11 protein-coding genes are annotated in these 12,160 nt (G+C 63.0%); 5 read left to right on the top strand and 6 right to left on the bottom strand.

The genetic code is table 11. From position 1 onward, the window contains the following. Positions 1–17 precede the first annotated feature (17 nt). The gene (locus NBT81_RS08450; RefSeq protein WP_338742439.1) at positions 18–464 is read left to right on the top strand and encodes a universal stress protein; all 447 of its coding nucleotides are present in this window, start codon (positions 18–20) and stop codon (positions 462–464) included. A 129-nt stretch (positions 465–593) separates the two neighbouring features. Here NBT81_RS08450 and NBT81_RS08445 read toward each other — a convergent pair whose 3' ends face one another. Continuing rightward, complete coding sequence (locus NBT81_RS08445) at positions 594–2,318, bottom strand: L-lactate permease (protein ID WP_338742438.1); 1,725 nt, start codon at positions 2,316–2,318, stop codon at positions 594–596. A 280-nt stretch (positions 2,319–2,598) separates the two neighbouring features. Here NBT81_RS08445 and NBT81_RS08440 point away from each other — a divergent pair, with 280 nt between their 5' ends. Beyond that, positions 2,599–5,610 carry an FAD-binding and (Fe-S)-binding domain-containing protein gene (locus NBT81_RS08440; RefSeq protein ID WP_338742437.1) on the top strand — a complete coding sequence of 1,004 codons (3,012 nt, stop codon included), beginning with the start codon at positions 2,599–2,601 and terminating at the stop codon, positions 5,608–5,610. On the opposite strand, the gene NBT81_RS08435 is transcribed toward NBT81_RS08440, so the two are convergent. The 3 genes from NBT81_RS08435 to NBT81_RS08420 form a co-directional block, all read right to left on the bottom strand. Then, a complete protein-coding gene (locus NBT81_RS08435) occupies positions 5,607–6,368 on the bottom strand; it encodes a helix-turn-helix transcriptional regulator (protein ID WP_338742436.1) in 762 nt (253 codons plus the stop codon). The two genes, NBT81_RS08440 and NBT81_RS08435, sit on opposite strands and share 4 nt — an antisense overlap. 249 nt (positions 6,369–6,617) lie before the next feature. After that, positions 6,618–7,028, bottom strand: a complete 411-nt coding sequence (locus tag NBT81_RS08430; RefSeq protein WP_425498758.1) for a GIY-YIG nuclease family protein — start codon at positions 7,026–7,028, stop codon at positions 6,618–6,620. Positions 7,029–7,426: 398 nt separating this feature from the next. Then, a complete protein-coding gene (locus NBT81_RS08420; RefSeq protein ID WP_338742435.1) occupies positions 7,427–8,404 on the bottom strand; it encodes a DHH family phosphoesterase in 978 nt (325 codons plus the stop codon). A gap of 93 nt (positions 8,405–8,497) precedes the next feature. Here NBT81_RS08420 and NBT81_RS08415 point away from each other — a divergent pair, with 93 nt between their 5' ends. From NBT81_RS08415 to NBT81_RS08405, 3 genes are all read left to right on the top strand, one after another. After that, positions 8,498–9,136: an IS6 family transposase gene (locus NBT81_RS08415; protein WP_338742434.1), complete on the top strand. Its 639-nt coding sequence runs from the start codon at positions 8,498–8,500 to the stop codon at positions 9,134–9,136. 380 nt (positions 9,137–9,516) lie between these two features. Next, a complete protein-coding gene (locus NBT81_RS08410; protein WP_338742433.1) occupies positions 9,517–10,512 on the top strand; it encodes a pentapeptide repeat-containing protein in 996 nt (331 codons plus the stop codon). A 131-nt stretch (positions 10,513–10,643) separates the two neighbouring features. Further along, the gene (locus NBT81_RS08405; protein WP_338742345.1) at positions 10,644–11,282 is read left to right on the top strand and encodes an IS6 family transposase; all 639 of its coding nucleotides are present in this window, start codon (positions 10,644–10,646) and stop codon (positions 11,280–11,282) included. 36 nt (positions 11,283–11,318) lie between these two features. Here the strand turns inward: NBT81_RS08405 and NBT81_RS08400 are convergent, their stop codons facing one another. Then, the gene (locus tag NBT81_RS08400; protein WP_338742432.1) at positions 11,319–11,810 is read right to left on the bottom strand and encodes a hypothetical protein; all 492 of its coding nucleotides are present in this window, start codon (positions 11,808–11,810) and stop codon (positions 11,319–11,321) included. Between the two features lie 11 nt (positions 11,811–11,821). Next, positions 11,822–12,127: a ribbon-helix-helix protein, CopG family gene (locus tag NBT81_RS08395; RefSeq protein WP_425498780.1), complete on the bottom strand. Its 306-nt coding sequence runs from the start codon at positions 12,125–12,127 to the stop codon at positions 11,822–11,824. Positions 12,128–12,160 lie beyond the last annotated feature (33 nt).

Genomic DNA, 12,160 nt, shown 5'->3' with positions numbered 1-12,160 from the left:
GTGTCGAACGTCGAAACATGTACGACGACATCCTGCTCGCTACCGACGGCGAAATCGGCTCCAAGAACGCGACGACACACGCCATCCGACTGGCGTCGCTCCACGACGCCGTGGTTCACGCCCTCTTCGTCGTCGACGAGGACGTCTACTCGGCGTACAGCGGCGACGAGTACGTCGACGAGCGGGAGGGGCCGGAACACGGACTGGAAGAGGTCGGTGAGGACGCACTCGCGGCGGTGCGGACGCAGGCGGCCGACCGCGGCGTCGAGGTGGTCGAGGCGCTCCGACACGGCCGGCCACACGAGGTGATCGTCGACTACGCCACCGAGAACGACGCGGATCTGGCCGTCCTCGGGACGCGCCGCCACCCCGAGGAGTACCGGAGCCTCCTCGGGAGCGTCACCGACCGCGTCGTTCGCTTGTCGGAGACGCCCGTGACGGTGGTCAAGACGGAGGTCGAGTAGCCATCCCGGCGACCCCGAGGCCGGTGTGTCGACGACGACCCTTCCCGGTCCGTGGGGCCGGTGTGGTCCCTCGCGACTGCACACGCGAGAGTCGGCCCGTTCGAAAAAAACCGCGTCCGCCGGGTGCCGTCAGAACAGCGTCGGGAAGAGGACGTAACTGAACAGCATCGCGAGCGTCCCGACCCCGAGCGCGTAGTAGAGCAGAGGGATGAGGTTGAACCGCATCACGCGTCCCTCCTCACCGACCAGGCCGACGGTCGCCACGGCGGCGACGACGTTGTGGACGGCGACGAGGTTCCCGATGGCGCCACCGACGGCCTGTGCGCCGACGATGATCTGTGTCGGGAGTCCGAGTTGCTGTGCGGCCTCGAACTGGAACCCGCTGAAGGTGATGTTCGAGACGGTGTTCGACCCGGCCATCGCGGCACCGAGGGCGCCGATGAGCGCGGCGAAGAACGGGTAGACCGGCCCGAGGATGTCGGCGGTGAGCGTCGCGAGGACGACGATCATGCTCCCCGCTTCCGGGGCACCGGGGTGTGCACCGGAGTTGAGCATCACCTGCACCATCGCGATGACGAAGATCAGCGCGATGAAGGGGGCGACGATCTTTCTGGCGGTCTCCTTCCACGCTTCGGACACTTCCTCGCCGGACATACCGAAGATGGGGATGGCGAGGACGGCGCTGACGATCAGCCAGAACCCCGGCACGTTCATCCACGCGATGCTACTGGAGATCGAGGTGCCGAGGATCTCGTTCCACGAGATCACGAACCACGAACTGTTGATGAACGAGGAGATGGGGCCGACCGCGCGCGTGATCACGAGCAGGACGACGAGGATCACGTACGGCGACCACGCCTTCAGTAGCGACATCTCGGAGTTGACGGTGCCGCCGTCGGGGACGGGGTCGGCGCTCCCGCCGTTCTGTCCGGGTTCGATCGTGCCGACCCAGTGGTCGGGCCACTCCTCGCGGGGCGGGAAGTCCCACTCCGAGTCGGGGAGCAGGTAGCCGGCCCTGAGGACGCTCACGACGATGGCCCCGCCGACCATCGAACCGATGAGGCTGGGGAACTCGGCGGTGATGTACCACGCGGAGATCCAGTAGGGCACCGCGAAGGCGATGCCCGAGAACAGACACAGCGGTGCGACCTCCCAGGCGGGTTTCAGCGAGCGATCCTCGCCGCCGAAGAAGTAGACGACCATCCCGACTGCGAAAAGCGGCATGACGAATCCGACCAGCGCGTGGTAGGTCGCCGCCCACGCCGCGACCTGGTTGGAGTACTCCGTGACGGTGAACCCACCGGCTCGGATGGCTTCGCCGAAGCCGGCCGTGGACAGCGGATCACGGATTCCGACGACGATCGGCGTGCCGACCGCGCCGTACGTGACGGCGATGATGTGGCCGATGATCGCGGCGACGACCGCCGCAAGCGCCGGGAAGCCAAGCCCCAGCATCAGCGGTGCGACGACGGCCGCGGGCGTCCCGAAGCCGGCCGCGCCCTCGATGAACGTCGCGAGGAAGAAGCCGATCAGGACGATCTGGACCCGGCGGTCGTCGCTGACCGCCGCGAACCCCTTGTTGATGCGGTCGAACGCGCCGGCCTCCATCAGCGTGTACAGGAGCAACAGCGCGCCGAAGACGATCCAGAGGATCTCGACCGCGGTCATCACACCCGAGATGGACCCGGCCGCGAGCCAGTTGGTCGGCATGTCCCAAGCCACGTAGCCGACGGCGAGCGCCGTGATCCACGCGAGGGGCATCGCCCGCGTCGCGGGCCAGAGGAACCCGACGAGTAGAACACCCGCAAGCACGAGCGGGAGCGCTGCCAACGCAGTATTCACCGCGGTTACCATCCGCGACTCACCTGGCTATACTCCGTTATAGTCAACGATCGAACAGTCGGTCGAACCAGCGTGTGCATAGTCCATGCGGCCCATCTGATCCATTCGATATAAATTATAGGGACAGACAACCATGATATTTATCGAGTTTTTCATGAATATTTGGACTCGACCCGGACACATCGTCGTCGGTATCCGGCCTCACGAGCAGCGAGTGGCCCGCCGAAGGGACGGCGGGGAGCGACCGTCGAGTACCCGCATTTTTATGCGGCTATACACCAAGTAGCGGCCGATGGCAACGACAGGCGACTCCGCGGACGATCCCGCGTCGGCTGGCGATTACGACTACCGAAGCGAGGGAGTCGACCGGCCGGGGATGGTCGACGACCTAGAGGACCTGGTCGACGGCGACGTGCGGTTCGACGACTACTCCCGACAGCTGTACGCCACCGACGCCAGCGCCTACGAGATGACGCCGATCGGCGTCGTCTTCCCCACTTCGACGGCGGACGTCTCCGCGGTCGTCGAGTACTGCGCCGACCGCGGGATACCCGTTCTCCCCCGCGGCGGAGGGACGAGCCTCGCCGGCCAGACCGTCAACGAGGCGGTCGTCCTCGATTTCACCAGACACATGACCGACGTGTTGGAGGCCGACCCGGACGCCGAGCGCGCCCGTGCGGAGGCCGGCGTGTATCTGGGTGACCTCGACGGTGTCCTCGAACCCCACGGGCTGAAGTTCGCGCCCGACCCCGCGTGGGGCGACAAGAGCGCGCTCGGCGGGGCGATCGGAAACAACTCCACGGGTGCACACTCCCTGAAGTACGGCAAGACGGACGCCTACGTCGAGGAGGTCGAGGCCGTCCTCGCGGACGGCACGGTGACGACGTTCGGCGAGGTCGACGTCGACGACCTGCGGGCGGCGGGCGACCCCGACGGGACGCTCGAGGAGCGCATCTACGCCGAAGTGGCCCGGATCGTCGACGAGGACACCGACGAGATCCGGGACCGGTATCCCGACCTCAAGCGCAACGTCTCGGGGTACAACTTCGACGTACTGGTAGAGGAGGCCGAGACGGGGTCGGTCAACCTCGCCCGACTGCTCGCCGGGAGCGAGGGGACGCTCGCCATCGTCACCGAGGCGACCGTCTCGCTCGAACCTCTCCCGGAGACGAAGGCGGTCGCGATGTTGACCTACGACGACCTGCTCGACGCGATGGAGGACGTCGCACCGATCCTCGATCACGACCCCGCCGCAGTCGAGGTGATGGACGACGTGTTGCTCGATCTGGCCCGCGACACCGCCGAATTCGCCGACGTGGTCGGCCTGCTCCCGGAAGGGACCAACTCGGTGCTTCTCGTCGAGTTCTACGCCGAGAGCGACGACGACGGCCGGCGGAAGGTCGCCGACCTCGTCGCCGACCGGGTGGGCGACGCGGCGACGGAGGCCGACCCCCGGGACGGGGCGGCCGATCGGACCGAGGCTCCCCGGTTGGCACGCGACGTGATGGAGGCCCACGACGCCGAGACCCGGGAGAAGTTCTGGAAGATGCGCAAGTCCGGGCTCCCGATCCTGCTCGGCCGGACCAGCGACGAGAAACACATCGCGTACATCGAGGACACCGCCGTCCCGGCGGAGAACCTCCCCGACTACGTGGCCGACTTCCAGGCGATCCTCGACGACCACGACACGTTCGCGAGTTACTACGCCCACGCCGGGCCCGGGGTCCTCCACATCCGACCGCTGGTCAACACCAAGACCGTCGAGGGCGTCGCGGAGATGGAGTCCATCGCGGACGCCGCCACCGACCTCGTCGTGAAGTACGACGGCTCCGTCTCGGGCGAACACGGCGACGGGCGTGCGCGCACCCAGTGGAACCGGAAACTGTACGGCGACCGGCTCTGGGAGTCGTTCCGCGACCTGAAGAGCGCGTTCGATCCCGACTGGCTGCTGAATCCGGGGAACATCTGTGGCGACGTGGACATGACCGAGAACCTCCGGTTCGGCCCCGACTACGAGTTCGACGCCGGGTTCGACGCCGAACTCGACTGGGACAACGAGAACGGCTTCCAGGGGATGGTCGAGCTCTGTCACGGCTGTGGCGGCTGTCGCGGCCCACAGGAGACGACTGGGGGCGTGATGTGTCCGACCTACCGCGCCAGCCAGGAGGAGATCACCGCCACCCGGGGCCGGGCGAACATGCTCCGACAGGCGATGAGCGGTGACCTCGACGGGGACGCCACCGACGTGGAGTTCATGCACGAGGTGCTGGACCTCTGTATCGGCTGCAAGGGCTGTTCGAAGGACTGCCCCAGCGAGGTCGACCTCGCGAAGATGAAAGCGGAGGTGACCCACGAACACCACCAGCGCCACGGCTCGTCCCTGCGGGACAAACTCTTCGCGAACATCGACCGGCTGAACGCGCTGGGATCGGCGTTGGCCCCGCTCTCGAACTGGGCGGCGAAGGTGCCGGGCGCCCGGACGGTCATGGAGAAGACCCTCGGCATCGCCGAGGACCGCTCGCTCCCCGAGTTCCACCGCCAGACGCTCGTCGATCGGTTCGAGGCCCGCGGCGGGGCGGGGGTGCCCGAGAGCGAGGCCGACCGTCGCGTCCTCCTCTTCCCCGACTCCTACACCAACTACAACGCGCCGGCGGCGGGCGAGGCGGCCGTGGAGGTCTTGGAGGCGGCGAACGTCCACGTCGAGATTCCGGACGACGTGACCGGCAGCGGCCGGCCGCCGTTCTCGAAGGGCTTCCTCGACAAGGCCCGCGAGCAGGCGGCGACGAACGTCGACGCGCTGGCCCCCCGCGTTCGCGAGGGGTGGGACGTAGTCGTCGTCGAGCCCTCGGACGCCGTGATGTTCCAGTCCGACTACCTCGACCTGTTGTCGGGCGACGACGTGAACGCAGTGGCGAACAACACCTACGGCGTCATGGAGTACCTCGACACCTTCCGGCTGGACGAGACCCTCTCCGCGGACGCGCCCGACGAGACGCTCACCTACCACGGTCACTGCCACCAGAAGTCGACGCGGAAGGACCACCACGCGGTGGGTGTGTTGCGCCGTGCCGGCTACGAGGTCGACGCGCTGGACTCGGGCTGTTGTGGGATGGCGGGCTCGTTCGGTTACGAGGCCGAACACTTCTCGATGAGCCAAGCCATCGGGTCGATCCTCTTCGACCAGGTCGAGGAGAGTACGGGCGACCGACTCGTCGCGCCCGGCGCGTCCTGCCGCACCCAACTGGGCGACGAGTACGACGAGAAACCTCCCACGCCCGTCGACGCCCTCGCCGACGCGCTTTAGAGGTCGACCGGCGCCGCCGCCGTCCACAGGCGTTCGTGGACGGCGCGCGCCCACCGGGTCGCCGCGGGGTGGTCGTTGTCGAGGAAGCCCCGGGGGACGCCGTCGCGATAGACCACCAGCCCCATCTCCGGGCCGGTCGGCGTCTCCGCGAGGACGAGCGTCACGGGATCGTCCCGCCCCGTCCGCCGGAGTGCGACGCGCCCGAGGTCGATCACGTCGCGCAGGTCGTCCGGACGCGCCGCGGCCACCTGCTCGATCACCCGATCCGTGGCGACGAAGGATCCGGTCATCCCCGCGTCGACGACTCGGTCGTGGTAGAGACGGGCGTGGCGACCGAGGAATCGCGCGGTGTACACCGACACGTGGGTCGCGTCCGCGACGAGCGTGGCGACGCGGTCGACGGGGCGGTGGGGGGCCCGTGGCCCTGCAAGCACCAGCGTCGCGTCGTCGAAGACAGCGGGATCGACGTCGAGGGCGACGTCGTCGAAAAGCGGTGCGGCGTCGGCGAGGGTGTCGAGCCGTCGGGACCGACGGTCGTGTGCGGCGAGCGCCACCCGTCCGAGCGTCGTGATGCGATTGTCGCCCGGCGCCGAAGCCACGAATCCCAGCGCCCCCAGTTCGTGGATCGCCCGGTCGACCGTCGAGCGGGAAACGTCTACCCGGTCGACGAGCGTCGGCGTCGAGGCCGGGCCGTCGGCGAGAACTCGGAGGGTGTCGATCCGGCGGTCGACGACCGCCGCCGGGCCGTCGTCCGTCATCCGTCGTCGGTCGTTCGCCAACGCTCCGAGCGGTTCAGACCACGTTCACCGACGCTTTTATATATCATTTCTCAATCGGTGAGGAATTGCACGGCAGGTAACATCAAATTGGTGGGTTGCGTGGACGGTGCTGCCGGGGTGCCTCTGACAACACGGTATCGTGGCGGCGTACCCGGGGCCGCCACGGAGTCCGATGCCCGACGCTCGTCGCTTGGCGGGTGTCGGGTGTTCCCGGTTACGACGACCCGCTCAGTTCTCCGCCGCGTGTGCCGACTCGACGGCGTCGAGCAGCGTCGCGACCCGGTCGGCCGCCGCGAGGTGTGACCGACAGTCGCAGTCCGACGCGCCGAAGCCCGGAACCGGCCCGTCCGGCAGTCGCCGTGCGATCCGACACTCGGCGTCGACGCCGTCGGACGTGACGACGGTGACGAAGTCGGTTTCGGGGTGGCCGGTGAGGTAGTCGACGTGCCAGTGGCGGGTGTCGTCCTCGCCGGTCGCGATCCGACGGTGGCGGTCGACGCGGGCGAAGCCGCCGCTCCCGAGGGCGCTCCCGGTGTAGGCGTACGCACCCGGGGGGAACCGGTGGACGCCCAGGGCCCCGACCTCGATGTCGACCGCGCGGGACAGTTCGAGACACAGCGTGTACGTGCCACCGGTCATCGGATCGGGTCTGCGGAGCGTGGTGGGCGGGCGGTCACGGGGCTGACGGCCGGTCGGTCCATGCGGACTGGTCGGCTGTCGACCCCAAAACGGTAGGGGGCCGCGACTGGCGTATCCGCGTCGTCCGGATGACGAGCGTGGACTCGTCGCGGGCCGGCGCGCGCGTCTCCGACACCGACCCCGGGACCGGAGCCAGGCGACGGCCTCGCGCGAGGTGGATACGAGCGCATCGGACCGCTGCTCGCCCGGACGATCGACGCTCGTGACTGCGGAGGGCGTCCGTCCTGTGTCCGGTCGCCCCACTGTGTCGACGCGAACGACCCGCCCGCCCCGGCACCCGCGGCCACCTGCTGGAGGCGCCGCGAAACGACGGCGTGAGGACCGGACGGTCGCTCCGGTCAGGAGAGCTCCGACAACCGACTCCCGAGCACCGTTTCGAGGCGTGACAGCGTCGCCGCTCTGATCTCCGATGGTGTCCCAGTGTCGAACTTCGCGACACCGGCCTCCGCGTGGCCGCCGCCGTGACCGCCGAACCGTTCGACGAGTGGGTCGAAGACGTGCTCCGGAAGGTGGACCGCGTCCGGTTCCGCCCGTCCGATGAGCCAGACCCGCGAGCCACGGTCCGAGACGACGAGTGCGACGTCCGCCCCCGCGTCCCGCAGTGTCCGAGCGGCTGCCGATTGCTCACCACCGACCTCCGTGAGCAGTACGAGCGTCTCGTCGGCACGGTACCCGGTCGACCGAACGACGGCTTTCGCCTTGGCGACGCGCTCCCCGAACGACGGCTCGCGTCGCAGTAGCTTCGGGAGCGCTTTCGCACGGTCCCCTGCGACCTCCAGCAACTCCCCTAGCAGGGCAAACTCCGCGGGTGTCGCCGTGGTGAGGGAGTCCGTGTCGTCGATCAGACCCGCAGCGAGCGCGACGGCTGCGGTCGGCGTCGGGTCGGCGTCCGAGGCCGCGATGATCCGGGCGACCAACGCCGCAGTGGCTCCCGCGTCCGTGTCGACGTACGTCGCCGTCGCACCGTCCAAGAGATCACCTGGGTGGTGGTGGTCGACGACCACCACCGTTCCGGTGACTCCCTCCAGCGAGAGCGGGTCGATGCGATCGGACGACGACGTATCGACCACGACGATACGGTCCGCCGCCGAGGGGTCCACGTCGCTTGGTTCCTCCAGTTCCACGTCGAACCCGCGTTCGAGTCGCCGTGCCCGCGTCCCCACCCCATTCGGGACCACGATCCGAGTGTCGCCGTCGAGTGACTCTCCCAGTCCGACGGCCGAACCGAGTGCGTCCAGATCGGCCTGCGCGTGAGCGACGATCAGGGACGTGGCGCACTCGTCGAACGCCTCCGAGACGTCTTCAGGGGTGGGCATAGACGGGCACTCGATCCACCGGGAGAAAAACCTGTGGCACGTCGTTGCGGTCGCGTTAAGTTAGAGGATGAGGCGGACGAGTTCTGAGTGCTTATGCCAGAATTCGACCGCCTCAACGGATGTATCGAGTGGATCGACTTGTCGTTTGTGGAGCGAAAGCGGACTCCCGAGTGGGCGATTCAAGTGGGTATCCGGTGTCATCTCGCAGGTATGTCAACAAGGGATGCCAGTCAGTTTCTCGATGAGTTGGGAGTCAAACGTAGTCACGTCGCGGTTCACAACTGGGTGCACAAGGCCGAGCTACAGCCGGTTTCGACGGTGAGTGCGGATCAACTCGCGGTCGACGAGAAAGTGATCCGCATCAACGGTGACGACTACTGGCTGTACGGTGCCGTCGATCCCCAAACGAACGAAATCCTGCATTTCAGGCTGTTTCCAGCGACGACGAAACAGACGACGCGATGGTTTCTGACCGAGCTTCATCGACGATATCGGCTAGATGGCGTCGAATTTCTCGTCGATGACGCCGATTATCTAGTGAACGTCCTCGACGAAGACGGGTACCGATTCCAGATGATTTCACACGGGAATCGGAATGCCATCGAACGTGTCTTTTGGGAGATAGAACGACGAACCTCATCGTTCGCAACTAGTTTCAGCCATGTCGAACCGCAGACAGCAGAATCGTGGCTCAAAGCCCTCGCCGTCCGGCACAACTCACGCCAAAGTTAACGCGACCGGTTTGGCTTCTGCATGAGAGTGAACCGCTAACTGGCTCCGAGGAGGAGTGGGAAATAGCGCAGAGAGCTATTAAAAAGGGGACCGAGGAGCGTGATGTGTTCTTTTTTGCAGTTGGATTGGGGGGCTCTCACAGGGGTGCTGCAATGGAAGGCCTTAACAAACTAGTCACAGAAGCAGATGACGAGACTGTAGCGGTCTTCAGACATCGATATGGGAATATAAGAGAACTATTCCATATAATTTCGAACGTTACAATAGAACATACCCAAGGGGAAGGATTGTCCAGCCCTGTCGAAGCTTCTCTTCGACAAATCTAGTAAACCAGTAGCAAGCAATCAAGAGATCAATCCATCAAATTGGACCAAGTAAAAATGACTGAAGAAAATGAATTAGACACAGTCAACCGTCAGGTCGCACGCGTACCGGTTTTGTTCTTGATAGACGTGTCTGGAGCAAAAAGACGAAGAATTGAAACAGAGGATGGCAATAGACGACGAGTGATAGATTTATTGAACGAAGGATTAGAAATATTCACTGAGCAGGTGTCTGAAGACCTTTTAGCACACGAAAGTGTGGACGTGTCACTAGTGACTTTCGGTGGCAGGGTGAAAACAGAACAGGATTTCCGACCAATTAAAGAGACGTGGATAGAGTCAAGCCCGCCAACATTCTCTGCAAGAGGAAGTACCCCAATGTGTAAAGCGATAATTAAAGGGATTAAAAAATTAGAAGAATATGAGCACTATCTGCACGGAACAGAACTCGCCTACAGACTTCCCCTGATTTGGCTTATCACAGACGGCCGACCGGATCAGTCTAGTGGTGAGATCTGGCAGGAAGCACAGAAGGCGATCGGAGAAGGTTTTTGTGACCATTCTAAATTCTTTTTTGCTGTAGGGTTGGGTGAGAATGCGGATGAAGAGATACTGAATAACATAGTATCAAAAGCAGGTGATGACTTCGTAGAGGTGCTACAACTCGAAGAGAGCTTAAGCATGGATGCGTTTCGCATTGCTGCGGACTGTGTAAAGGCTCGTTCACACAAGGGTTACTCCACAGCAACTGAGATCTTGTTTTCTGAAGCGGTAGATCTCAAGGGTGTCAACCTCTATAAGGCTAGCCTGTCTGAAGCCGATCTTTCCGGGAAAGATCTCTCTAACGCCGACCTCACCAATGCTGACCTTTCAGGAGCTGATTTGTCTGGAGCTGATCTTTCCGACGCCAATTTCACTCATGCTGACCTTTCGGAGGCCGATTTTAGAGCGGCCGATTTAGAGGGGGCTACGATGGATGGGGAAGAGATAGGTTTGAGAGATATAGAAGAGGCAGGCGGCATCACAGAGAGAACCTCTAATGACGATAATTGAGCCAGGAACTGAAGACCCGTGGGCTCCACATAATTCAGAAATATGTCAGAAGATCCACTCCTGATAAGCTGTGCTAGGTGTTTATAGGTCGCGTTAAGTTAGAGGATGAGGCGTTCGATTTCTGAGTGTCTATGGCAGAATCCGAACGCCTCAGCAAGTGTATCGAGTGGATCGACTTGTCGTTTGTGGAGCGAAAGCGGACTCCCGAGTGGGCGATTCAAGTGGGTATCCGGTGTCATCTCGCAGGTATGTCAACAAGGGATGCCAGTCAGTTTCTCGATGAGTTGGGAGTCAAACGTAGTCACGTCGCGGTTCACAACTGGGTGCACAAGGCCGATCTACAGCAAATTTCGACGGTGAGTGCGGATCAACTCGCGGTCGACGAGAAAGTGATCCGCATCAACGGCGACGACTACTGGCTGTACGGTGCCGTCGATCCCCAAACGAACGAAATCCTGCAGTTCAGGCTGTTTCCAGCGACGACGAAACAGACGACGCGATGGTTTCTGACCGAGCTGCATCGGCAATATCGGCTAGATGGCGTCGAATTTCTCGTCGATGACGCCGATTATCTAGTGAACGTCCTCGACGAAGATGGGTACCGATTCCAGATGATTTCACACGGGAATCGGAATGCCATCGAACGTGTCTTTTGGGAGATAGAACAACGAACCTCATCGTTCGCAACTAGTTTCAGACATGTCGAACCGCAGACAGCAGAATCGTGGCTCAAAGCCCTCGCCGTCCGGCACAACTCACGCCAAAGTTAACGCGACCCCGTACTATCTCCTATACAACCCCGCCATCTACTCGTCAAACAATCCCCTTGCTCTGCGGTAGATCGGTGCTTCCAGCCAGTCCCGCTCCTCGGCTGTTTTTTCCAGTCGTTCCAGTGCTTCTTGTTTGTCGAGTACTCCGCGGTTGACGAGTGCTTTGAGGACGATGGGTGAGATGGCGATCCTTGTTTCGGTGAGTGTCTGTAGTTCGGGGAGTGCGCGGAGATCGTCGGTGATGAGGAAGTCCTTATCCTGGTTTCGGGTTAGTTGTATGCAGCTACCTTCTCCTTCGTCGACTCGGGAGGACTGGTATTCCGGTGTGTCGACGCTGTGGACTGTGATCCGTTCTTTTTGACTGAGTACTATGTCGGCATACTCAGCAGTGTAGTCCTGGTATCTGGCTAGATCTTCGAGTTCTTCGACGACAGTTTCAGTGGTGTGGACATCGAACTCTTCGAGAAGTAGGTCAAGTGTATCGGCCGCTGTGAGTGAGATTAGTGCGGAGGTGTCAGCGACGATCATTCACACCGCCTCTATAGTTCGGCGAGTTCGTCGGCCAGATCCTCGCCTTGTTTGAGGAGTGCTTTGGAGGCTCGAACGCTTTCGGCGTCTTGCCGCCCGATAAACTGCTTCAGTGTCTCGAATCCGATTTCGTTGTCGAGGTAGAGTTCGACGACTGCTTCCTTGAACTTCTCGTCGTCCTCAACTTCCTGGAGGTACTGCTGGAGCGCCTCTTTGATGATTTCGGTCCGATTCTTGTGGGAGACTTCGGCGGCTACGTCGGCCTTCTCGACGAGTTCGTCCGGGAGTCTGAAGTTGACTTTTCGTGTCACACCGATCGCCTCTTGTATATACGTTGTACCTACAGATGT

Source organism: Haloplanus sp. CK5-1 (genome assembly GCF_037201915.1).
In the GTDB taxonomy this organism is placed as follows: domain Archaea; phylum Halobacteriota; class Halobacteria; order Halobacteriales; family Haloferacaceae; genus Haloplanus; species Haloplanus salilacus.
This window is presented reverse-complemented; position numbering and strand designations above follow the sequence as displayed.